17 protein-coding genes are annotated in these 22,711 nt (G+C 70.5%); 7 read left to right on the plus strand and 10 right to left on the minus strand.

Going from position 1 to position 22,711, the window contains the following annotated elements:
- Positions 1–24: 24 nt before the first annotated feature.
- The gene (gene metK, locus ACNNMR_RS02245) at positions 25–1,233 is read right to left on the minus strand and encodes a methionine adenosyltransferase (protein ID WP_419992770.1); all 1,209 of its coding nucleotides are present in this window, start codon (positions 1,231–1,233) and stop codon (positions 25–27) included.
- Between the two features lie 381 nt (positions 1,234–1,614).
- Between metK and ACNNMR_RS02250 the strand changes: the two genes are divergently transcribed.
- Entirely contained in the window at positions 1,615–3,585 is a 1,971-nt protein-coding gene (locus ACNNMR_RS02250; RefSeq protein WP_419992771.1) for an FAD/NAD(P)-binding protein, read from the plus strand.
- 8 nt (positions 3,586–3,593) lie between these two features.
- Here the strand turns inward: ACNNMR_RS02250 and ACNNMR_RS02255 are convergent, their stop codons facing one another.
- Positions 3,594–4,790 carry an IS110 family transposase gene (locus tag ACNNMR_RS02255; RefSeq protein ID WP_419992772.1) on the minus strand — a complete coding sequence of 399 codons (1,197 nt, stop codon included), beginning with the start codon at positions 4,788–4,790 and terminating at the stop codon, positions 3,594–3,596.
- Positions 4,791–5,026: 236 nt separating this feature from the next.
- Between ACNNMR_RS02255 and ACNNMR_RS02260 the strand changes: the two genes are divergently transcribed.
- Complete coding sequence (locus ACNNMR_RS02260; RefSeq protein ID WP_419992773.1) at positions 5,027–6,448, plus strand: class-II fumarase/aspartase family protein; 1,422 nt, start codon at positions 5,027–5,029, stop codon at positions 6,446–6,448.
- 67 nt (positions 6,449–6,515) lie between these two features.
- Here the strand turns inward: ACNNMR_RS02260 and ACNNMR_RS02265 are convergent, their stop codons facing one another.
- Positions 6,516–8,258, minus strand: coding sequence for a cytochrome b (locus ACNNMR_RS02265; RefSeq protein WP_419992774.1), 1,743 nt, complete (start codon positions 8,256–8,258; stop codon positions 6,516–6,518).
- Positions 8,255–8,875, minus strand: coding sequence for a TetR-like C-terminal domain-containing protein (locus ACNNMR_RS02270; RefSeq protein WP_419992775.1), 621 nt, complete (start codon positions 8,873–8,875; stop codon positions 8,255–8,257). Before ACNNMR_RS02270 ends, ACNNMR_RS02265 begins: the two co-directional genes overlap by 4 nt.
- A 263-nt stretch (positions 8,876–9,138) precedes the next feature.
- Between ACNNMR_RS02270 and ACNNMR_RS02275 the strand changes: the two genes are divergently transcribed.
- Genes ACNNMR_RS02275 through ACNNMR_RS02295 form a run of 5 tightly spaced genes read left to right on the plus strand, consistent with a single transcriptional unit; the run spans position 9,139 to position 13,968 of the window.
- Entirely contained in the window at positions 9,139–10,407 is a 1,269-nt protein-coding gene (locus ACNNMR_RS02275; protein ID WP_419992776.1) for a cytochrome P450, read from the plus strand.
- 35 nt (positions 10,408–10,442) lie between these two features.
- Positions 10,443–11,186, plus strand: coding sequence for a nuclear transport factor 2 family protein (locus tag ACNNMR_RS02280; RefSeq protein WP_419992777.1), 744 nt, complete (start codon positions 10,443–10,445; stop codon positions 11,184–11,186).
- Between the two features lie 15 nt (positions 11,187–11,201).
- The gene (locus ACNNMR_RS02285) at positions 11,202–12,539 is read left to right on the plus strand and encodes an aminotransferase class III-fold pyridoxal phosphate-dependent enzyme (protein WP_419992778.1); all 1,338 of its coding nucleotides are present in this window, start codon (positions 11,202–11,204) and stop codon (positions 12,537–12,539) included.
- 16 nt (positions 12,540–12,555) lie between these two features.
- Positions 12,556–13,743: a cytochrome P450 gene (locus ACNNMR_RS02290; RefSeq protein WP_419992779.1), complete on the plus strand. Its 1,188-nt coding sequence runs from the start codon at positions 12,556–12,558 to the stop codon at positions 13,741–13,743.
- A gap of 9 nt (positions 13,744–13,752) precedes the next feature.
- On the plus strand, positions 13,753–13,968 hold the full coding sequence (locus ACNNMR_RS02295; RefSeq protein ID WP_419992780.1) for a ferredoxin: 216 nt from the start codon (positions 13,753–13,755) through the stop codon (positions 13,966–13,968).
- Between the two features lie 4 nt (positions 13,969–13,972).
- On the opposite strand, the gene ACNNMR_RS02300 is transcribed toward ACNNMR_RS02295, so the two are convergent.
- The 6 genes from ACNNMR_RS02300 to ACNNMR_RS02325 form a co-directional block, all read right to left on the minus strand.
- Positions 13,973–14,737 carry a nuclear transport factor 2 family protein gene (locus ACNNMR_RS02300; RefSeq protein WP_419992781.1) on the minus strand — a complete coding sequence of 255 codons (765 nt, stop codon included), beginning with the start codon at positions 14,735–14,737 and terminating at the stop codon, positions 13,973–13,975.
- Positions 14,738–14,794: 57 nt separating this feature from the next.
- On the minus strand, positions 14,795–16,399 hold the full coding sequence (locus tag ACNNMR_RS02305; RefSeq protein WP_419992782.1) for a class I adenylate-forming enzyme family protein: 1,605 nt from the start codon (positions 16,397–16,399) through the stop codon (positions 14,795–14,797).
- A 27-nt stretch (positions 16,400–16,426) separates the two neighbouring features.
- Positions 16,427–18,109 carry an FAD-binding protein gene (locus tag ACNNMR_RS02310; RefSeq protein WP_419992783.1) on the minus strand — a complete coding sequence of 561 codons (1,683 nt, stop codon included), beginning with the start codon at positions 18,107–18,109 and terminating at the stop codon, positions 16,427–16,429.
- Positions 18,110–18,176: 67 nt separating this feature from the next.
- A complete protein-coding gene (locus ACNNMR_RS02315; RefSeq protein ID WP_419992784.1) occupies positions 18,177–19,355 on the minus strand; it encodes an acyltransferase family protein in 1,179 nt (392 codons plus the stop codon).
- Positions 19,356–19,390: 35 nt separating this feature from the next.
- Positions 19,391–20,320: a bifunctional transcriptional activator/DNA repair enzyme AdaA gene (locus ACNNMR_RS02320; RefSeq protein WP_419992785.1), complete on the minus strand. Its 930-nt coding sequence runs from the start codon at positions 20,318–20,320 to the stop codon at positions 19,391–19,393.
- A 103-nt stretch (positions 20,321–20,423) separates the two neighbouring features.
- A complete protein-coding gene (locus ACNNMR_RS02325; protein ID WP_419992786.1) occupies positions 20,424–22,697 on the minus strand; it encodes an MMPL family transporter in 2,274 nt (757 codons plus the stop codon).
- Positions 22,698–22,711 lie beyond the last annotated feature (14 nt).

Raw genomic sequence — 22,711 nt, forward strand, 5'->3', positions numbered from 1 at the left:
CTTGTCGCGTCCGTCCCCGCCGCCTCAGGCCGCGGCGGCGCGGAGGGCCTCGGCACGGTCGGTGTGCTCCCAGGTGAACTGCGGCAGGTCCCGGCCGAAATGGCCGTAGGCGGCGGTCTGGGCGTAGATCGGGCGGAGCAGGTCGAGGTCGCGGATGATCGCGGCGGGGCGTAGGTCGAAGATCTCGTCGATGGCGTGCTGGATGCGCTCCACCGGCACCGTATGAGTGCCGTAGGTCTCCACGAACAGGCCGACGGGCTCGGCCTTGCCGATGGCGTAGGCGATCTGGACCTCGCAGCGCTCCGCCAGTCCCGCGGCCACCACGTTCTTCGCGACCCAGCGCATGGCGTAGGCGGCTGACCGGTCCACCTTGGACGGGTCCTTGCCGGAGAAGGCGCCGCCGCCGTGCCGGGCCATGCCGCCGTACGTGTCGATGATGATCTTCCGGCCGGTCAGGCCCGCGTCGCCCATCGGCCCGCCGGTCTCGAAGCGGCCGGTGGGGTTGACCAGGAGGCGGTAGTCATCGGCCTCCAGCTTGATGTCGTCGTCGGCGAGCCGCTGCAGTACGGGCTCGATGACGTGGCGGCGGATGTCCGGGGCGAGCAGCGCGTCCAGGTCGACGTCGGAGGCGTGCTGTGAGGAGACGACCAGGGTGTTCAGCCGCTCCGGCCTGCTGCCCAGGTATTCGATGGTGACCTGGGTTTTGCCGTCCGGGCGCAGGTACGGGACGGTGCCGTCCTTGCGGACCTGCGCCAGCCGGTGGGCGAGCCGGTGGGCGAGATCGATCGGCAGCGGCATCAGCGACGGCGTCTCGTTGCAGGCGTAGCCGAACATCAGGCCCTGGTCTCCGGCGCCCTGCTGGTCGAGTGCGTCATCGGAGGAGCCGGCCACGCGCTTCTCGTATGCGACATCGACGCCCTGGGCGATGTCGGGCGACTGTGCGCCGATGGACACCGACACCCCGCAGGAGGCTCCGTCGAAGCCCTTCGCCGACGAGTCGTAGCCGATCCTGAGGATGGTCTCGCGCACCAGGGCCGGTATGTCCGCGTAGGCGGAGGTGGTCACCTCGCCGGCGATGTGCACCTGGCCGGTGGTGATCAGCGTCTCCACCGCCACCCGGGCCCCGCTGTCCTGGCTCAGCAGCTCGTCGAGGACGGCGTCGCTGATCTGGTCGGCGATCTTGTCGGGGTGACCTTCGGTCACGGACTCCGAGGTGAACAGGCGACGGGACACGGTACTCCCTGGGGTCAGGTCGGACTCGTTGCGGGCTCAAGACGCCCCATGCTCCGGCGCCGCGCTTAAGCAGCGCTTGGGTCGCGGCGGCACGCCTGACAAACCCATGGCAAGGCGCCGCGGCCGATGTGACCGGGCCCGGGCTGGTCGGCGGGCGGGCGGCGGGAACGCAGCAGGGAAATGGCGGATTTCCCTTTCGCCGAGCGGCATTTCGGGGCCGCCACCCGGCTTTCGTTGACCGCGATCGCAGTGAGCGGATTTCCTTCCAACGAGCGAATTCCTTTCCCAGGGAAACGCATTCACGGGCATTCGCCTTCGCCGAAATCCGCCTAGTCCATCGACGCGGTTTCCCCCGTCGACTCATGCGATCAGGAGCAGCAGATGGGAAATCAGCAGCTGACCATGTGCGTCATAGGCACCGGGCCTCGCGGGCTTTCGGTGCTGGAACGTGTCTGTGCCAACGCCGCGCTGGCACCGGAAGTCGATCTCACGGTGCATGTGGTCGATCCCGAGGAACCAGGCTCCGGCCGAGTCTGGCGCGCGGGCCAATCCCGGCACCTGCTGATGAACACCGTCGCCTCCCAGGTGAGCCTGTTCACGGACGCTTCGGTGGAGATGGAGGGACCGCTCGCCACCGGCCCGAGCCTGTACGAGTGGGCGCAGCTGATAGCCCCGCTGGAGCCCGAGGAATCAGGACTCGACGAGGGTTCCCTGGCCGAGGCGCGCCGGCTCGGCCCTGACAGCTATCCGTCGAGGGCGTTTTACGGCCGCTACCTTCAGTGGGTGGCGCAGCGGGTGATGGCGCTGGCCCCTGAGCACGTCGAGATCGTCACCCACCGGACCCGCGCCGTGGCCCTGGACAACGCCGCGGTCGACGGCTCGCCGGCCGGCCCGGCCCAGCGGGTGCGGCTGGAGAACGGGCAGGAGCTGACCGGCCTGGACGCCGTGGTGCTGTCCATCGGCCACGTGGAGGCCGTGGACCCCGAGCCGCTGGCACGGCTGCACACCGAGGCGCGCCGGCTGGGCCTGACCCATCTGCGGCCCGCCAACCCCGCCGACGTCGACCTGGACGGCATCGCCCCCGGCGAACCGGTGCTGCTGCGCGGTCTGGGGCTGAACTTCTTCGACTACATGGCGCTGTTCACGCAGGGCCGCGGCGGCAGCTATGAGCGCCGCGACGGCCGACTCGTCTACCGTCCCTCCGGCCGGGAGCCGCGGATGCACGCCGGATCCCGGCGCGGCGTGCCGTACCACGCGCGCGGCGAGAACGAGAAGGGCGCCCACGGCCGTCACCTCCCGCTGCTGCTCGACGAGAAGATGGTGGAGAAGCTGCGCCGGCAAGCCCGCTCCGGCCCCGGCCTGAACTTCGAAGCCGACATCTGGCCGCTGGTGGCCAAGGAGGTCGAGACGGTCTACTACACGGCTCTGCTCGCCCGCAGCCGTGATGTCTTCGCCGTCGACGCCTTCCGCGAGCGGTTCCTCGCCGCGCCGCGCGGCGCCGCCGCGGAGACGCTGCTGGACGAGTACGGCATCGCCGCGGCGGACCGCTGGGACTGGGAGGCCATCGATCAGCCCACCCGGGGCGCGCAGTTCGACGGCCCGGCCGCCTGGCGCGACTGGCTCGTCGACCGGCTGCGCCGGGACATCTCCGCCGCACACGAGGGCAATGTGACCGGCCCGCTGAAATCGGCCCTCGACGCGCTGCGCGACCTGCGCAACGAGATCCGCCTGCTCGTCGACCACAACGGGCTCACCGCCGCCTCCCACCGCCAGCACCTCGACCGGTGGTACACGCCCCTGAACGCCTATCTGTCGATCGGCCCGCCCGCCTCCCGGATCGAGGAGATGGTCGCGCTCATCGAGGCCGGCGTGCTGTCCGTCGTCGGGCCCGGAGTGCAGATCAGCCTCGACCCGGCGGCCCGCCGCTTCGTCGCCACCTCGCCGCGCGTGCTCGGCTCCACGGTGCAGGCGACGGCGCTGATCGAGGCCCGGCTTCCCGACATCGACCTGCGCCGCACCGCCGACCCGCTGCTGCGCCACCTGAAGGCCACCGGGCAGTGCTCGCTCCATCATGTGCACGGCGCCGGCGGGCAGGCGTACGAGACCGGCGGGCTCGCCGTCACCCAGCGCCCGTACCGGCTCATCGACGCCGGCGGCCGCCCGCATCCGCGGCGCTTCGCCTACGGTGTGCCCACCGAGTCCGTGCACTGGGTCACCGCCGCCGGGATCCGCCCGGGCGTCAACTCGGTGACGCTCGGGGACTCGGATGCCATCGCCCGCGCCGCGCTCCGGCTCGCCGACGACCCGGCGTTCACGGTGCCGGGCGCCGCCACCGGATCGGAGGCTTCCTAATGCTGTTGTCAAGCGGCGAGCGTGACTGGCGGCGTGACTTGGTAGCACCTTCGGTCTCGGATGAGGGCCCACAGCACGTTGACGCGCCGGCGGGCGAGCGCGAGGACGGCCTGGACGTGGCTCTTGCCCTCGGCTCGCTTGCGGTCGTAGAACCGTTTGGAGTTGGGATCGCTCCAGGAGCTGACCAGCGCGGAGGTATAGAAGACGCGCTGCAGGCGCCGGTGGTAGCGCTGAGGGCGCCGCAGGTTGCCGCTGGTCTTGCCGGAGTCATGCGGGGCGGGAGCGACGCCACCGAAGGCCGCGAGGCGGTCCGCGGTGGGGAAGCCGTCCAGGCTGCCGCCGATGGCGACCAGGAACTCGGCACCGAGCTTGGGCCCCATGCCCGGCATGCTCAAGATGACCTCGGCGAGTTCGTGCTCGCGAAACCGGCCCTCGATGAGCTTGTCGATCTCGGCGATCTTCTCGTTGAGGGCCATCACCTCCCTCGCCAAGGTGTGCACCATCTTCGCGATGACCTTCTCTCCGGCCACGGCGGTGTGTTGGCGTGCGGCGGCCTCCACGGCCGCTTTGGCGAGGCTTTCGGCGCCGCGGACCTTGCGGTTGCGCAGCCAGGTGGTCAGCCGGCTGACGCCGATGCGGCGCAGGGAGGCGGGTGTCTGGTAGCCGGTGAGAAGGACCAGCGGCCCGGCGTTGGTGAGTTCCAGGGCACGTTCGAGTGCGGGGAACATGCTCAGCAGGGTGCCCCGCAGACGGTTGATGGTTCGGGTGCGGTCGGCGACCAGGTCGGTGCGGTGGCTGGTGTGCAGCCGCAGCTCGATCGTGGTCTCGTCGTCGGGCCGGATCGTTTGGAGGTCACGGCGCATGCGTGCCTGGTCGGCGATGATCCTGGCGTCGCGGGCGTCGGTCTTGCCCTCGCCCCGGTAGGTGTCGGCCGCTCGGTTGACCATGCGGCCTGGGATGTAGAGCAGCTCCTGCATGTGGTTGACCAGGACTGCGATCAGCAGACCCGGTTCACCGCCGGTCATGTCCATCGCCCACGTCACCTCGCGGCCGTCGGCGAGGTCGAGGACATCGCCCATGAGCTGGACGAGTTCCTGCTCGTCGTTGGCCACCCTGCGCGACAGCAAGGTCTTGCCGTCGGTGTCCATGGCGACGCAGTGGTGGTGGGTCTTGCCGCAGTCGATCCCGGCCCATATCCGGCTCATCGTGCTCCCGAAGTCGTTCCTGTCTGGCGTACCACGGACGACCTCGCCGGCATTGCCCTACACAGCGACCTTGTCGCACTTCCTAATCGGCGGCCGAGTCGTCGTGGGGAGCGGGGCGGCCAAGCCTCTTCAGCCTCGAACGGCAGCCAGCCTGAGAGCCACACCCCGCCCCCCTGGGTGCCACAACCCTACGAATGGCTGGGGTTCACCCGTGATCTGGAAGGTAGGGCCGCCTGATGTCCAACGCCGAAGACGACACCGGTCTGCTCGCGCCGGTGCGCGCCGGATCGCCCATCGAGCCGCTGGTCGGCGACCGGGCGTGGCTGCAGGCCATGCTCGACGCGGAGACGGCGCTGGCCCGGGCGCAGATGCGCATGGGCCTGGTGCCGAGCGCGGCGGCCGAGCTGATCACCGAGGTGGGCCGGGCGGAGAACTTCGATGTGCGGGCACTCGCCGAGGCCTCCCGGGCCGCGGCCAACCCGGTGGTGGCGACGGTGGCGGCGCTCACCGAGGCGGTGGCCGCCCGCGACGCGGCGGCCGCGCACTACGTGCACCGCGGCTCCACCAGCCAGGACGTGCTGGACACCGCGGCGATGCTGGTCACCGGGCGGGCGCTCGGCTTCGTACTCGGCGAGCTGGAGCGCACGTCGGACCATCTCGCCGCGCTGGCCGCGGAGCACCGCGACACCCCGATGGCGGGCCGCACGCTGACCCAGCACGCCGTGCCCACCACCTTCGGCCTCAAGGCAGCCACCTGGCTGCAGGGCGTCCTCGACGCCCGCGAGCGCATGGCGTCCCTCGTCGGTTCCGGCCTGCCCGCGCAGCTGGGCGGCGCCGCCGGCACGCTCGCCGGATATCTGGAGTACGCCCGGATCGACGCGCCGGCCGGCGTGGCGGACCGCCCCGCCGATTTTGTGGCGGAGTTGTTCGGCCGGTACGCCGCGGAGCTCGGGCTCGCCGTGCCGACGGCGCCGTGGCACACCGTGCGCACCCCGCTCGCCGACGTGGCCGCGGTGCTGGGCCAGGCGTCGGGCGCGCTCGGCAAGATCGCCGTGGATGTGCAGTCGCTGTCCCGTACCGAGGTGGCCGAGGTCAGCGAGCCCACCGCGCCGGGGCGCGGCGCGTCCTCAGCGATGCCGCAGAAGGTCAATCCGGTGCTGTCCACGCTGATCCGCTCGGCCGCCGCGCAGGTGCCGCTGCTCACCGCCACGGTGACGCAGGCGCTGCTCGCGGAGGACGAGCGGCCCGCCGGGGCGTGGCACGCCGAGTGGCAGCCGCTGCGCGAGGCGCTGCGGCTGGTCGGCGGGGCCGCGCACACGGCCGCGGAGCTGACCGGAGGGCTCAGCGTGCATGCCGGGCGGATGCGCGCCAACCTCGACAGCACCGGTGCGCTGATCGTCGCCGAGCGGCTGGCGGCGCGGCTGGCGCCCGTGCTCGGCAAGGCACCGGCGAAGGCCGCCGTCACCACGGCTTCGCTCGCGGCCGCGGCCGACGGTCGCCCGCTTGCGGAGCTGCTCGGCGAAGTACCCGGGATCGAGAAGTCGTTCACCCGAGCAGACCTCGACGCCCTGACGGATCCGGCTGCCTACACCGGTGCGGCAGGCGCACTGGTGGACCGGGTCCTCGGGCGGCTGCGAGCGCTGTCACTGGGAGGCTGACAGCGCGGCTGTGCCCCCGGCCGTGTCGGTGCGGCCGGGGGCACGGGTCATTCACGGCGCCGGGATCTCACCGGGTGCCGGTGTCCTCCGATGCCTGGCTGCCGTGCTTGGCGAGCTCGGCGAGCTTCGCCTGACCGTTCTGGCCGCTCGCCTCGTGGCCGTCGAGCGCGGGCAGCCGGTGCCCGTTGTGCTCCCTCGCCAGCGCGAACTCCCTCGCGGTGGGGGTCGGCACCTGCTCGCCGTACAGCCAGCGGCTGAGGCGGTAGCGGATGAGCTGGCGGCGCAGCCGGGGGTTGGGGACGCCTTCGCCGTTGTGCGGCTTGGGCGCCTCCAGCGGCTTGAACACCTCGCGGGACAGCAGCGTGTACTCCCGCCCCCGGTCCAGCGGCGCGTGCACCTCGACGAACTCGCCGTGCGGCAGCCGCACCAGACGGCCGGTCTCGCGGCCGTGCAGGAGCTTGTCCCGGTCGCGGTGCTGCAGCCCGAGGCAGATCCGCTTGGTCACGATGTAGGTCACCACCGGTATGACGAAGACACCGATCCGTACGATCCAGGTGATCATGTTCATCGACAGGCCCATCCGGTGCGCCAGCACGTCGTTGGCGCCGCCGAAGAACAGCACCAGGTAGAACGCGACGAACGCGCAGCCGAACGCGGTGCGGGTCGGATGCTCGCGCGGCCGGTCCAGCAGGTGGTGCTCGCGCCGGTCGCCGGTGACCCACGCCTCCAGGAACGGCCACAGCGCGATCGCCGCCGCCATCAGCCCGGGCAGGACGACGGCGGGCAGCAGCACCGCCATATTGACGGTGTATCCGCCCGGCAGCGTCAGCTCCCAGGCGGGGAAGGCGCGCAGCGCGCCTTCGAGGAAGCCCATGTACCAGTCGGGCTGGGAGCCCTGGGAGATCTGGTCCGGCCGGTACGGGCCGAACTTCCACACCGGGTTGATGGTGACGGTCGCCGCTATGAGCGACAGGAGGCCGAAGACGCAGAAGAAGAAGCCGCCCGCCTTGGCCACGTACACCGGCAGCAACGGCTGCCCGACGACGTTGCGTTCGGTCCTGCCGGGGCCGCGGAACTGGGTGTGCTTGTGCACCACGACGAAGATCAAGTGGGCCACGACCAGGGCCGCCAGGATGCCCGGGATCAGCAGGATGTGCACCGAATACAGCCGGCCGATGACGTCGCCGCCGGGATACTCGCCGCCGAACAGGAACATGTGCAGATACGTGCCGACCAGCGGGATCGCCAGCACGACACCCTGGGCGATGCGCAGCCCGGTGCCGGAGAGCAGGTCGTCGGGGAGCGAGTAGCCGGCGAAGCCCTCGATGATGAGCAGCACGAACATGGTGAAGCCGATGAGCCAGTTGATCTCGCGCGGCCTGCGGAAGGAGCCGGTGAAGAAGTGCCGCAGCAGATGCAGACACACCGAGGCGATCATGACCAGCGCGGCCCAGTGGTGCAGCTGGCGGATGAACAGCCCGCCGCGCACATCGAAGCTGAGCTCCACGGTCGAGGCGTACGCCTTGGTCATCCGGATCCCGTTCAAGGGGTCGTGCGAGCCCTCGTAGACGGTCTCCCCCATCGACGGCTCGAAGAAGAGCGTGAGGAAGACACCGGTCAGGACCAGGATGACGAAGCTGTAGAGCGCCATCTCCCCGAACATGAAAGACCAGTGCTCGGGGAAGGTCTTGCGGATCAGCTTCTTGCCCGAGTAGATCCCGGTGCGGGAGTCGAAGTAGTCGGCCAGCTTCTCGCCGCGCGGCGGGGCGGTGCGCGTCCGGCCCGTGGCGGTGTCCTCGGTGCTGCTCATGGTGCCTCGTAGCCCTTGTCGTCCTCCCCGGCGCGAGCGAGGCCGGCGAGCGCATGGTCGGTGATGTGCGTGGCCAGTTCCGCGGTCAGCGGTGAGGTGCCGAGCAGCAGCCGGAACCAGATCGGGCCGAAGACCAGGTCGACGGCGGTGTCCAGGTCGATGTCCTGGCGCAGCTGGCCCTGCCGCTGGGCGACCTCGAACCGGGCCCTGGCGACGGTCCGGTTGGGCCCGTAGACCTTCTTACGGAAGGCGGCGGCGAGCCGCTCGTCGGCGTGCACGTCGGCGATCACCGCGGTCAGGTGCGGGCCGATCCCCGGATCGGCGAAGAGGCGGATCACCGCGGCCAGTTGCGCCTCGAGGTCCGCCGCGATGTCGCCGGTGTCCGGGAATTTCATGTGCGGGGCGACCGCGTGCAGGAGCGCCTCCATGACCAGCAGGTTCTTCGCCGGCCACCGGGCGGTGAGCTCGTCCTCGGCGGCGCCGGACCGCCGGGCGGCGGCGGCCAGGGTCAGCTCCTCGTAGCGCTGCTCGCGGCACATTTCGAGCACCGCTCCCAACACCCGCTCGGTGAAGTCCGGTTCGGCCGCCACCTCGGCCCTATTCCGCACATGTGTCATGACGGCAGCGTATTGCTATTGCTGCCATGGCCCTTCCCGATCGGCATGGCAAGAACTTGTCATGCAGGTTTTCGCAGCACATCCGGCGGCCACCGGGCGGGAACCGGGCCTATAGCGTGATTCCGCGTCCGTCCAGCCGCGGCCCGGCAATGGATATGGCAGAGAATTGTCCCTTCCCGGCTGTCCTGCGGCTGTGGTTGCGTGACGCCTGCCCGTCGTAACCAGAAGGTGACGGCGTGCCCGGCAATCCGAGTGGAGGGCATGTGAGCGGCACGACGAAGATGCGGGGTGGCGCCGGGAATGTGCTCGGCTTCGACCCGGACGACCCGACCTTCAGGCAGGACCCGTATCCGCATTATCAGCGGCTCAGGGAAAGCAGCCCCGTCTTCCGCAGCCCGGCCGGCTTCTGGGTGCTCACCCGCCACCGGGAATGCGATCAGGTCATGCGCGACGACCGGTTCGGATACCCGCCGCCCGCCGCGGCGGCTGCCGAGGAGACAGCGGCGGCCGCCGAGGATACGGGTGACGGCTCCGCGCTGCCCGGTGGATTCGCCGACCAGCGGCACATGCTCATCTTCATGAATCCGCCGGACCACACGCGGATGCGCCGGGTGCTGCGCGATACGTTCGGGCCGCGCGTGATGCGCAACGCGAACGGCTACATCGAGCGGCGCACCGAGCAGTTGCTGGACGAGGCGCTGGCGGACGGCCCGCGGTTCGACGTGATCGCCGCGCTGGCGCACCGGCTGCCGTTCGGGGTGATCTGCCACCTGCTCGGGGTCCCGGAGCCCGACCACCCGATGATCGAGAAGTGGGCGCACGACTATCTGGCCGGGGTGAGCCCCTCGTTCAGCATCTCGCAGGCCAACCATCAGGCCAGGGACGAGGCGCTGGCGTCTCTCAACGACTACTTCCGGGAACTGGCGGCCGAGCGCCGCCAGGAGCCCGGCGAGGACGTGCTGAGCCGCCTGGTGGCCGCGCAGGACGACGGGCAGATCAGCGAGCAGGAGCTGCTGGGCACCTGCATCCTGCTGTTCATCGCCGGCCACGGCACCACCACCAACCTCATCGGCAACGGCGCCCTGGCCCTGCTGCGGCACCCGCGGCAGCTCGCCCGCTTCCGCGCCGAACCGGAGCTGACCCCCAGCGCGGTCGAGGAGCTGCTGCGCTACGACTCGCCCTCGCACCTGTCGATCCGCGTCGCGTTCGAGGACGTGGACCTGGGTGCGGGCACCGTCGTGCGCGCCGGGGAACAGGTGATCGTGGTCCGGGGCGCCGCCAACCGCGACCCGGAGGCGTTCGCGGAGCCGGACACACTCGATCTGGCCCGCACCGAGAACCGGCACCTCAGCTTCGCCTCCGGCATGCACGTGTGCTTCGGCGCACCCCTGGCCCGTACGCAGGGGAAGACGGCGCTGGGTGCGCTCTTCCGCCGGGTGCCGGAGCTGACGCTCGCCGACGAACGCCTGGAGTACAAGCCCAGCCTGCTCTCCCGCGCCCTCAAGGCGCTGCCGGTCACCGCCGGCCGCTGACATCCCCGCCGCCGAACTCACATCCTGGAGCACAGATGACCACGAAGAGCCTGATCATCGAGGGCGTCAAGGCGCTGACCGCGGGCACGGACACCGACGGCGCTCTGGAGACCTACTACGCCCCCGACTTCATCCAGCACAGCCCGCTCTGCGCGGACGGCCGGGACGGCCTGCGCCAGCTCACCGAGCAGGCCAAGGGGGCCGGCGCACGCTACGACCTGCTGCGCGCGATCGCCGACGACGAGTTCGTGCTGCTGCACGCCCGCGTCACCGGGCTCGCCGAGGTGCCGCTCATCCTGTTCAACCTCTACCGCGCCGCCGACGGCAAGATCGCCGAGCACTGGGAGGCGGTGTCCCCGGAGACCGGGCCGACCGCGTCCGGGCACGACATGGGCGACGGCACGAGCGAGATCGCCGACGCCGACCGTACGGACGCCAACAAAGCACTGGTCCGGCGGCTGGTCGAGGACGTCTTCATCGGCGGCGCCCGCCCCTCGCCCGCGGAGTTCTTCGACGGCGACGCGCTGATCCGGCACGCCACGGGGATCGCCGACGGGGTGGCGGGGCTGCGCGAGACGCTGTCGGGCGCGGACTATCTCAAGCTCCACCGGATCATGGCCGAGGGCAACTTCGTCTTCGCCCAGTCCGAGGGCACCCTCGACGGCAAGCCGCATCTGTTCGCCGACCTGTTCCGGGTCGCCGACGGGAAGATCGCGGAGCTGTGGGACGTACGGACCGAGGTGCCCGAGAAGATGCCGCACGGCAACGGGATGTTCTGAGCGGGGGCCGCGACCATGATGGACCCGGACCGCTACGCGCTGTGGAACAGCCCGTCGATGCGGACCTATCTTCAGCACCTGACCCCGGACAAGCTCCTCGTCGAGGGCAAGGGCGCCGCGGTGCGCGACGCCGCCGGCACCTGGTATCTCGACGCGCGCTCCGGGCTGTGGAATGTCTCTCTCGGCTATGACAACCCGCGGCTGATCGCGGCCATCGAGCGGCAGCTGCGCTCGCTGCCGTACAGCAATCTGCAGGCGTACGGCCGGCCCGCGGCGGTGGCGCTCGAGGCCGCCGAGCGCATCGTCGCCCACCTGCCGGACGGGTACGGCAAGATCCGCTTCGCGAGCAATGGATCGCAGGTCGTGGAGATGGCGGTGCTCCTCTCCCGCTATCTGCGGCGGGCCGAGGGCACCCCGGAACGCACCGTGGTCTTCGGCCTGTGGCGGCAGTTCCACGGCTTCGGCGCCACCGCCGGCGCGCTGACAGGGCTGCCGTACGTGCACCACCAGACCGGGCCGCTGATTCCCGACGTACTGCACGCCCGCGGCCCCTTCGAACCGGTGGCGGCCGACCGCATGGCCGACCTGCCGCGCATGATCTCCGACTACGGCCCCGAGCGGGTCACCGCGGTGGTGCTGGAGCCGGTGGTCGGCGAAGGCGGACACGTCCTGGATGCGGAGTATCTGCGCACCGTGGGCGACTTCTGCCGCCGGCACGACATCCACGTGATCATGGATGAGGTGACCACCGGAATGGGGCGGGTCGGCGACTTCACCCGCAGCGGACAGGTCGGTGCCACGCCCGACATCATCACCCTCGGCAAGTGCCTGACGTCGGGGTACGCCCCGCTGTCCGCCGTCGTGCTGTCCGACGGCATCTACGAGCGGCTGCAGGAAGCCTCGCAGCTGCGCCCCTTCCTCACCGGGGCCACCAACGACGGGCACCCGCTCGCGCTCGCGGCCGCCATCGCGGTGGTCGACGAACTCGCCGACGGCGAGCTGCTGGCGGGGGTGCGCGCCCGCGGCGGCAGGCTGCGCGAGCTGCTCGACGAACTCGCCCGCGGCCGCCCGGAGATCGCCGCCGTCCGCGGGACCGGTCTGATGCATGCGGTGGAGTTCGCCGACGCGGACGGGACGCCCTGGGAGCCGTACCGGGTGAACGCGCTGCGGCTGGCCGTGGAGGCCCGGGGGGTGCTGGTGTCGAACCTGGCGATGGTCCCGGCCATCATGGTCATCCCGCCCCTCATCGTCACCGACGGCGAAGTGGAGCAGATCGTGGCCGCACTCGACGGCGGCCTCGACGATCTGGCGTCCGGCCGGGTGCAGGCCGACCCCGAGAAGGGGATCTGGTGACATGTACCCACCTCAGGTGACGAGCCTGCCGAGCGCCCTCGACTTCCCCGCGCAGCGCGAGTCGCCGTTCCGTCTCGACGCCTACCGGGCCCTGCGCGAGGGGCAGCCGGTCGCGCCCGTCACCTTCGTCACCGGCCTGCCGGTGTGGCTGGTGACGGGCGCCGCCGAGGTGCGTGCGGTGCTGACCGACGACCGGTTCACGGCGGTGCAGTCGGCGCCGGGCTATCCGCAGTTCGGTGGCGGCGCGGCGCCGGGGGCGCTGTCGTTCCTGGGCATGGACGACCCCGACCACGCCTACTACCGGCGGCTGGTGGCGGGCGAGTTCACCGTCCGTGCGGTGCAGCGGCTGCGGCCGCTGGTGGAGCAGGCCGTCGAAGAGGCGTTCGCAGAGCTGACGGCGGGCGGCCCTGAAGGCGATCTCGTCTCCGGCTATGCCCTGCCCGTTCCTTCACTGGTGACGTGCCGGCAGCTGGGCGTGCCCTACGCCGACCGGGCCTTCTTCCAGGGGCTGATCTCCGTGCTGGCGGAGGGCACCGCGGACCTCGCGCGGCTGAAGCAGACCGCGCTGGACCTGCGCGCGTACTTCGACGGCCTGGCCACGCAGAAGCGCGGCACCCCGGGCGACGACCTGCTCTCCCGCCTGGTCGGCTACGAGCAGGCCGGGCAGGTGGACCGCGAGCAGCTCATCGGCATCGCGCTGCTGCTGCTGATCGGCGGCTACGAGACGACCGCCAACATGATCGCGCTGGGCGTCCTCGCCCTGCTGACGCACCCCGAACAGCTCGCGCTGCTGCGTACCCGTCCCGACCTGCTGGACCAGGCGGTCGAGGAGGTGCTGCGCTTCGTGCCGCTCGCCGAGGGCGGGCTGGCGCGCGCGGCGACCGCCGACACCGACCTCGGCGGCGTACGGATCCGGGCCGGCGAGGCCGTGATCGTGCTGCCGCCGGCGGCCAACCGCGATCCGGCGCAGTTCGTGGCCGGGGAGAGCTTCGACATCGCCCGGCCGGCACGGCGGCACTTCACCTTCGGATTCGGCATGCACCAGTGCCTCGGCCAGCATCTGGCCCGGCTGGAGCTGCGGCTGGCGTTCGAGGCGCTCATCACCCGCTTGCCCGGGCTGCGGCTTGCCGTGCCGATGGCCGATCTGTCCTTTCGCTACCGCGGGTTCATCTTCGGCGTCGAGGCGCTTCCCGTGGCCTGGTGAGGAGGCGGCGTGCGCATCAGTGTCGACCGGGACCGGTGCTGTGGCTCCGGGCTGTGCGCATGGGCGGTCCCGGAGCTGTTCGACCAGAGCGATGCCGACGGCACCGTCGTACTGCTGCGGCCGCGGCCCGCGGCGGCGCTGCACGACGCGGCCCGCAGCGCGGCCGACGACTGCCCGTGCGGTGCCATCACCGTCGATGACGGTGATGGCACCGCACGGGCTTGAGCACTCAGAAGGTCGCGAACAGCGAGTTGTTGTGCGGCAGCTGGGACGGAATCCCGCCTATGACGTCCCAGTGCTCCGCGATCTTTCCGCCGTCGATGCGGAACAGGTCGTTCAGCACATGCGGGCTGCCGTCGACGGTGCCCTTGCTCTGGGCCCAGACGAAGTTCCCCTCTGCGATCAGCAGGTCGAGGGTCTCGTACCGGCGCGGTCCTTCGGCGATCCAGGTGCGCAGCGCGCCGGCGCCGTCGGCGACCTGCGGGCTGTGCTGGATCAGCGCATCGCCGTCGAGGTAGCCGTCCAGTGCCGCCGGGTCTCCGGCGATGAAGACCTTCTCCAGCAGCGTACGCACCAGATCCCGGTTGGCGTCGGTGCGGTCCAGGTCGGTGATCTCGGTGGCGCCGTCCAGCATGCCGTGACCGCTCACCGTTTCGGTGATCTGCGGCTGCACGACCTCCCAGTGCTCGGACAGGCGGTCGTCCTCCACCCGCAGCAGATTGAAGACGGCGAACGGCTGGGAGACGCCGCCGCCGTGTGCGTGCAGCACGACCCACTGCCCGTCGGCCAGCACCCGCTTCATCTCGTACTTGAAGCCGAGGGTGCCCAGCTGCACGATCGTGGTCCGCAGGCCCTCCCGGCCGTCGGACACCAGCGGGCTGTGCTGGACGAAGTCCTCCGCCCAGTGGCGGTACACCGCCTCCGGCTCGAGGTTGACGAACAGCTCGTCGATGGCCGTGACGACACGGCTCTTCGGGGTTGATGGAACAGACATGTGGGTTGCCACCTCACGGGTTCTCTTTCACGGGACGAATACTCGGGATCGCGGGGCTTATGTCCAGCGCCCGGTGCCATAGGTGTCCTGGCTCTGCAGGACCTTCTGGCGCAGGTCGAAGCGGCGGACCTTCCAGGTGCCGGTGCGCGGGAAGTCGTTCCAGTCGATCACCCGCGGCTCCGCGAGAGCGGGCAGGTCCGCGGTGGCACGCTGCCAGGCGTCCCGGTCCAGGGTTCCGGAGTGGGTGGAGACGACCGGCACCGGCGCGCCGTTCGGATCGCCGAGGACGATGACCTCGGTGGCGTCCTCCAGGCGTTCCAGCAGCAGGCTCTCCAGCTCTATGCCGCTGGCGCCGGGGATGACGTCGATCTCGCGGTCGAGGACCTCGACGCTCCCGGTACGGCGGTGGACGCCGACGTCGCCGGTGTTCCACCAGCCGTCCCACAGCTTCTCGCGGTGCCGGTCCGGCTCGCCGAGGTAGCCGAGGCAGAGCCCCTTGGTCTTGACCAGGACGATGCCGCGCTCGCCGCGCCGTACGGGCTTGCGGGTCTCGGCGTCGACCACCTTGATCTTGGTGACGAACGGGATCGGGCGGCCGACGTTGTTGGTGAACGCCTCGCCCTCGCTGCGCATCGCCTTCCGCTTGGAGTACGCGGCGAGCGTCGCCGGACCGATCTCGCTCTGCCCCCAGCTCTGCGCCCAGACCGGGCGCCGCCGCCGGGTGGCGGCCAGGAAGGTGCGGACCGTGCTGGGGTGGATGGCGTCGAAGGTGGAGATGAACGACCGCACGTCGGTGAACAGCTGCGGATGCGTCTTCGGCAGCCGCTCCCAGCGCTGGAAGATGTTCGGACAGGCCTCCAGCGTGGTCGGCCGGTTCCGGGAGAGGGTCTCCACGACCGTCTCCGGGTCGGAGCCGCCCATCACCACCACCTTGGAGGGGATGAGCACGGACTGGGCCATGAGCCAGGTGAGCGCCCGCGAGTGCACGAAGGCGATGCAGGAGGCCATGGTGTCGTCGGGCCGGGTGGACAGGAACGGGATGCGGATCGTCTCCATCACCCCGTACACACCTATGGTGTCGGCCGAGTGCATCACGAACTTGGGTACGCCCGTGGTGCCGGAGGTGTGCGTGAGCAGCATCGGCTCCGCGTCCGGCCGCAGGTCCGGGACAGGTACGCCGGCGCCGTCCAGGTCGGCCAGGCGGACGGTGCCGTCGAGGTCCTTCTCCCCCTCGATCGCCACCACGCGGGTGCCGGGTCCGGCCAGGGTGACACCGGACTCCGCGGCGGCGGCGAGCACCGAGTCCGCGGCGATGATCACCTTGGGCTCCAGGCGCTCCATCATCTTGCCGAGGATGTCCGGGGCGAAGGTCGAGGTGATCATGGCCGGCAGGGCGCCGATGCGGGCGGCCGCGGCGGCGAGGAGGAGGACGTCCATGTGGTTGTGCTTGATGATGGCGAGCCGGTCACCGCGGCCGAGACCGGCCTCGGCGAGCCGTCCCGACATCTCCGCGACCAGCCGGGCGATCCCGGTGTGGTCGTAGGCCTTGCCGCGGTCCGGGGCGATGTCGAAGGGCCGGTCCAGGTGCCAGATGGGACCCGGCCGGTCGGCGAAGTGGTCGAAGTGGGCCCCTATGTTCTTGGGGCGTTTGGGCTTGGCCATCAGGTGTCCTGTTCCATGGTCGTTGGGCTACGGGAGCCGGACGGACTGGCTGTGGCGGAAGAAGTCGCGTGGGTCGTACTTCTTCTTGACCTGCTGAAGCCGGGGATAGCCGTCCTTGTAATACAGCTCGTGCCACGGCACGCCCGAGGTGTTGTACTTCTCGTCGCTGAGGTCGATGTCCGGGTAGTTGACGTAGCACCCGTCGGTCACGTCGTTCACGACCGGGACGCCACCCGTATCGGCGAAGACCCCGTGGTAGAACTCGCGGATCCAGCGCAGCGAGATGTCGTCCTGCGCCGGGTCCGACCACCACAGTCCCCAGGCCCCCTTGTACGCGGCCGTCCGGTGCGGTGCGGCGGTGGCGTCCGTCGCGACGGCGTTGGTCCGGCCGCCGAAGGCGGACAGCTGCACGCAGGCGGTGGGGTTGACCAGGTCGTCCCGCGTCAGATGCCGGTGCATCTCGTCGATCTGCGCGGCCGGCATTGTCGCCTTGTAGTACGCGGACTTGATGTCGCACTTGAGGGTGGGGTCGTTCAGCGTCGGATTGGTGGTGCCGATGGAGCGGGCGGCCTGCAGCCAGGGCATCCGGCGCGGCTTGGCCAGGCCGGGCTGCGCCGCGATCTCGCCCATGGGGACCGTCATGGGCTGTGCGGTTACGCCGAGGCCCTCGGTAATGGCGGCCAGATAGTCGTCCAGGGCCTGCTGCGCGCCCGGGGCGCCGGCGTCGACCTGGGTGACCAGTCCGATGTAGCCGGCCGACTTGTGGTTCAGCCACAGGCAGCTGGTCAGGTAGTCGTTCACGGTGCCCGGCTTCAGATGCTTCACATGCCAGTCGGTGTAGTTCTTCACCAGGCGGGTGAAGCGTTCCTTTGTCATCTCGGCCCACGGCCAGGTGATGGCGCTCAGCAGCACCTCCGAGGGGGGCTGCATCAGCGCGTTCTCGGCGCTGGCGCCACTCATGCCGGGGGTGCGGAACCAGTAGCGGGTGACAACGCCGAAGTTGCCGCCGCCGCCACCGGTGTGGGCCCACCACAGTTCGCGGTGCGGGTCTGCCTGGTCGCGGGTCGCCACCTGGGTCTTCGCCACCCCGGCGGCCGTAACGGTCACGACCTCGACGGCGTACAGGTGGTCGACCACCAGGCCGTCACGGCGCAGGAGCAGGCCCCAGCCGCCACCGGCGACATGGCCGCCGATGCCGACCTGGAAGCAGGTGCCCGCGGGAAGGGCGACGCCCCAGGAGCGGTACAGGCGCTCGTAAACGTCCAGCACCTGCGCCCCGGCCTCGATGCAGACGGCCTTCTTCGCGGGGTCGAAATAGATCCGGTCCATCTTGGCCATGTCGAGGACGACGTTCACCTCGGAGTTGAACACCCAGTCCTCGAAGCAGTGGCCGCCGCTGCGCACCGTCAGCCGCTTGCCGGCCGTCACGGCGCGCTGCACCACCTCCTGCACCTGCTCGGTGGTCCTGGCGAGGCAGATCTTCTCCGGCTTCGCGGCGGACCAGCGCTGGTTGTATCCCCGCACCAGGTCGGGGTACCGCTTGTCGGCGGGCGTGACCGTGGTCAGCGGCTCGGCCGCCGCGCCCGCCTCCTCGGCGGCCGCGGAGGGCGCGAGCAGGCCGCCCGCGCCCGTCAGCAGTGCGGCCGACGAGGCGGCCGCACCCCCGGTGAGGAAATTGCGTCTGCGTATGCCGTGAGCGTTGGTTGCCACCATCCAACTCCCTGTTGCGGGCCAGTCTTTCGCGGCCACGGTACGAAGCGCCGCAGGCCCGGGTCACTCAGAAAGTTGCGCTTGTGCTCGGCACTCTGGACTCATCGGGCGGCCGGCTGCGGGGCGTGGACCAGCGGCGTGTGATGGGCCGCTCGACGAAGGCGTAGAGCGCCCAGGAGGCGAGCACCGCCACCACGAGCATCGCCGCCAGCAGCCACGCGGTTTCCGCGACGGAGTACATGCGGCCGTCGGGGAGCAGCTTCCGGCCGCCGACGAGGACGACGAAGTGCAGCAGGTAGAACGCGAAGGAGATCTCGCCGAGCCGGACCGCCACGCGGTTGCGGAACGGTGTGAAGCTGCCGCGCAGGTCGGCGCGGGCGGCCGCCGCGACCAGCAGCGCTATCGGCACGATGGCGACGGAACGCTGCGCGTACCCGATCGGCACGTGCAGGGCCAGCACATAGCTGCCGGCGAGCAGCACACCGGAGCAGACCATCCCGATCTTCGGCAGCCGGCCCGCGAGCACGGCTCGGGCAAGGAGCATGCCGAGGATGAAGTCGAGCATCCGCACCGGCGGCAGGAAATACATGAACCAGTACTGCAGGGTGGAGTTCTCGGGCGGCGCGTCGACCACCGGCACGGCGGGGTGGTCGGGCAGGAAGGTCTCGGCCACCCAGGGCGTCGCGATGACGGCGAGTGCCACCGCGGCGATCCACGCCACCAGGCGCTCGGGGCGGATGCGTGCGAAGAGGCGGTGCAGCAGCGGGAACGACGCGTAGAAGAAGAGCTCGCACCCCAGCGACCAGCTCGGGGTGTTGACGCTGAAGAGGTAGTCGAAATCCGGAATCCATACGTGCACCATCAGCAGGTTCGCGATGGCCGTGCGGGACGGGGTGTACGCGGCGGCGAAGACCAGCATGGCCAGCGCCCAGGTGATGGCGTAGTTGGGGTAGATCTTCACGAATCTGCGGCGCCAGAAGGACCGCATGGTGTCGCCCGGCCGGGCCGACCAGGACAGCACGAACCCGCTGAGGACGAAGAAGAACGCGACGCCGATGGACCCGGTATGGGTGGTCGCCCGCGAGAAGTCATGGGCCGCCTCATCGTCCGCGAGCAGCCGCAGCAGCGGCAACGGCATCGCGGCGTGGGTGAGGAATACCGCCAGCGCCGCGGCGAACCGGAGCCCGGTGAGCGTCGGCAGCCGGCCGGCGGCGGGCGGGGAGGAAGGGAGGTGTGTGGGTTGCATGATGACGATGGCAACGCACCGTGGCTGTTTGGGGCTTAAGGTTCCGTTTGCGCCTGAATGTCCGGGTGGAACAGCGGGTCGAGGCACTGCCGGATCCGCTCGTGCCGGCAGACGGCCCGGACCTCCGGCGGCAGCAGCAGCGCCGCCGGGTGCACGGCCTGCGCGCCGGCCACCTCCTGGGCGACGCGCACCTCGAACCACGCGTCGCCTGTCTGCTGCCGGGCATGCGGCAGCAGCTGGGCCAGCCGGGCGCGGGCGGCGGGCTCGGGGCCGTCCACGACCGAGCACACGCCCTTGTCCGTCGCGGCCACCAGCACCGGTCCCGCCTCGCTCATGCCCATGGCCGAGCGGATCGTCACGCCCGCCCCGCCGGCGCGGAACGCCTGAGGTGTCATCCCCAGGATGGCCGAGGAGGCGGCGTAGAACTGGCCGTTGGTGTTGAAACCCGCCTGGTAGATCGCGTCCGCTATGGTCCGGGTCCGCGTCAGCGCCCGGCGCACCCGGCGCGCCCGCACGGCCGTCCAGTAGGAGTGCGGTGTCACCCCGGTCACGGATTTGAACATGCGGTGGAAGTGGTAGCGGCTGTATCCGGCGCTGCCGGCCAGCTCGTGCAGGTTCGGCCGCGCCGGCGCGGCGTCCATCAGCCGGCAGATGCGGGCCACGACGTCGGCGTACAGGCGGTCGGGCTCGACGTCACCCGGGCAGCAGCGGCGGCACGGCCGGTAGCCGCGGGCGTTCAGATCCTCCAGGGACGCGTGGAACTCCACGTTCTCGCGGCGGGCCGGCGGTCCGGCGCACGACGGCCGGCTGTAGATGCCGGTGGTCGTGACCACGTAGTAGAAGCGTCCGTCCGCGTCCTGGTCGCGCTCGCGTACGGCGCGCCACCGCTGTTCGTCGTTTTCGTAGCGGCGGGCCGCCTGCCGGGCCGGGCCCGCCTCTGTCAGTGCCGGACCGGACTGCCACACGGCCGGTCACCGAACAGCCGGCTGCTGGGCATCGGGCTGTCCTCCTCCCAATGAGGGGCCCGGGGGTGCGCAGGCGCCGCGCGCCCCCCGGGCTGTAGTGGTGTCAGCGACGTCGTTGCTGACGCGCGGCGACCGTCGTCGAGGCGCCTGCGCCGCCTCCGCCGCCGGAGCCGGTGCTGCCGGCCGCCGGCTCTTCCCCGGACTCGCTGATGCCGAAGCGGTCGTGCAGCCGCTTGAGCGGTCCGGGCGCCCACCAGTTGGCATTGCCCAGCAGCTTCATCAGCGCGGGCAGCAGTCCGCCGCGGATGAGCGTGGCGTCCATCAGGATGGCCAGCGCCATGCCGAGGCCGATGGCCTTCATGTAGCTGATGCCGGAGGTGGTGAGCACGAGGAACACCAGGGACAGCAGGATGGCCGCGTAGGTGACCACCTTGCCGACCCGCTCCAGGCCGCCGGCGACCGCCAGTTCGTTGTCGCCGGTGCGGTCGTATTCCTCCTTGATCCGCGCCAGCATGAACACCTGGTAGTCCATCGCCAGGGCGAAGGCCAGGCCGAAGAGCATGATGGGCACGGTCCAGGTGAGCGCCCCGGTGATGATGAAGTCACCGAACAGGCTCGCCATGTGGCCCTCCTGGAAGATGAACACCAGGGCGCCGAAGGTCGCGGTCAGGCTGATTCCGGTGAGCACGATCGACTGCAGCGGCAGCAGCACGCTGCCGGTCAGCAGGAACAGCAGCACGAACATGCCGAGCAGGAGGATGGCCGCGGCCAGCGGCAGGTGCTCCTTGAGCGTGTCGAAGGTGTCGGTGCTGACCGCCGCCGGACCGCCGACCTCGACGTCGAACGGCGCCTTGGTGGCCCGTACGTCGTCGACGAGCGCCTCGCCCTCAGGAGCGTACGAGTCGACGCTGGGGACCACGGCCAGATAGGTCGCGTCCGCCGCGCCGAAGCGGGCGTTCGCCTCACCGGCGGGCGCGACCTTCTTGCCGTCGGCGTACGAGCCGGTGAACGCGTCCACGCGGCTGACGCCGGTGAGCGCGGAGAGGTCCTTGGCGTAGCCGTCGATGTCGCCGGACTTGGACTCGGGGCTGCCCGAACCTGCCGCGACGACGTTGAGCGCCTGCTGCTCGCGGGTGTTGAAGTCGTCCTTCAGCACCTGTGAGACCTGCGCCGACTTGGCATCCGCGGGCAGCACGCTCTCGTCCGGCAGCCGCAGCTTCATGTCGGATACGGGCAGGGCCAGCGCGAACGCGATGGCGAGCACCAGGACCGCGACCCGGACCGGGCGGCGCATCACGGCCGTGGACAGGCTGTGCCAGAAGCCGCCGCCGTCCTTGGCCGGGTCCTGCTTACGCTTGATCAGCCGCCACTTGTCGACCCGCGGGCCGATCCACTTCAGCAGCGCCGGCGCGATGATCAGGGTGCCGGCGGCAGCCACCAGCGCGGTGGTCATGCAGCCGATGGCCAGCGAGTGCAGCACGGTGAACGGCAGCGCGAACAGGGCCAGGAAGGCCACGGCCACGGTCAGCGCGGAGAACAGGATGGTGCGCCCCGAGGTGCGCACCGTTGTGGTGATCGCCTCGTTGATCTCCTTGCCCAGCCGCAGCTCCTCGCGGTACCGGGTGACGAACAGCAGGCAGTAGTCGATGCCCAGGCCGATCCCGAGGAACGTGGTGGTGTTGACGACCACGTTGGAGGTGTCGCTGAAGAACGTGACGGCGAACAGGGCCCCCATCGACGTCATCATCGCGGCCAGTGCCACCGTCAGCGGCAGCAGCGCCATCATGGCGCTGCCGAAGATGATGACCAGGACGATCAGCACCAGCGGGAAGACCATGGACTCGGCCTTGGTGGCGTCCTCCTCGGCCTGCTTGGTGTTCTCGAACCACATCATGGCCGAGCCGCCGGTCTGGACCTCAAGGCCGTCGACCTTGCCCGAGTACTCCTTGTCCAGGGCCTCGGCCGTATCGACCTGGTTGTCGAAGTCGCCGGTGATACGGCCGAGGACGATCGCCTCGTTGCCGTCCTTGCTGCGCAGCGCGTCGCTCTTCGCCGTCCAGTACGACAGGACGCCGGTGAGGTCCGCCTCCTTGGAGAGCTTGTCCGTCAGCTCCCGGCCGGTCTTGGACACGGCCGCGTCGTCGACGCCGCGATCGTCCTTGATGAGCAGCAGGATATTGGGCTCGCCCTGCTTGAAGGTCTTCTCCATCTGCTCGGCGGCGCTCTTGGACTCGGTGCCGGCAGCCTCGTAGCCGCCCATGGTGAGCCGGTCCTGAAGGCCGCTGCCGGCGCCGCCCGCGAGGAACACGAACAGGAGCGTCAGCAGCACTACCTTCTTCGGTGAGCGCAGCACCAGGCGTGACAGCCTGTCTAACATCAATACTCCTTGGG

It is taken from the genome of Streptomyces boninensis (assembly GCF_048572725.1).
Lineage (GTDB): Bacteria > Actinomycetota > Actinomycetes > Streptomycetales > Streptomycetaceae > Streptomyces > Streptomyces boninensis.

Bases quoted from the DNA above. Each gene is read 5' to 3' on its own strand.
- ACNNMR_RS02285 (WP_419992778.1), top strand. From the start codon at position 11,202: ATGATGGACCCGGACCGCTACGCGCTGTGGAACAGCCCGTCGATGCGG.
- ACNNMR_RS02325 (WP_419992786.1), bottom strand. From the start codon at position 22,697: ATGTTAGACAGGCTGTCACGCCTGGTGCTGCGCTCACCGAAGAAGGTA.
- ACNNMR_RS02265 (WP_419992774.1), bottom strand. From the start codon at position 8,258: ATGAGCAGCACCGAGGACACCGCCACGGGCCGGACGCGCACCGCCCCG.
- ACNNMR_RS02255 (WP_419992772.1), bottom strand. From the start codon at position 4,790: ATGAGCCGGATATGGGCCGGGATCGACTGCGGCAAGACCCACCACCAC.
- ACNNMR_RS02305 (WP_419992782.1), bottom strand. From the start codon at position 16,399: ATGGCCAAGCCCAAACGCCCCAAGAACATAGGGGCCCACTTCGACCAC.
- ACNNMR_RS02250 (WP_419992771.1), top strand. From the start codon at position 1,615: ATGGGAAATCAGCAGCTGACCATGTGCGTCATAGGCACCGGGCCTCGC.
- ACNNMR_RS02280 (WP_419992777.1), top strand. From the start codon at position 10,443: ATGACCACGAAGAGCCTGATCATCGAGGGCGTCAAGGCGCTGACCGCG.
- ACNNMR_RS02260 (WP_419992773.1), top strand. From the start codon at position 5,027: ATGTCCAACGCCGAAGACGACACCGGTCTGCTCGCGCCGGTGCGCGCC.
- ACNNMR_RS02300 (WP_419992781.1), bottom strand. From the start codon at position 14,737: ATGTCTGTTCCATCAACCCCGAAGAGCCGTGTCGTCACGGCCATCGAC.
- ACNNMR_RS02270 (WP_419992775.1), bottom strand. From the start codon at position 8,875: ATGACACATGTGCGGAATAGGGCCGAGGTGGCGGCCGAACCGGACTTC.
- ACNNMR_RS02315 (WP_419992784.1), bottom strand. From the start codon at position 19,355: ATGCAACCCACACACCTCCCTTCCTCCCCGCCCGCCGCCGGCCGGCTG.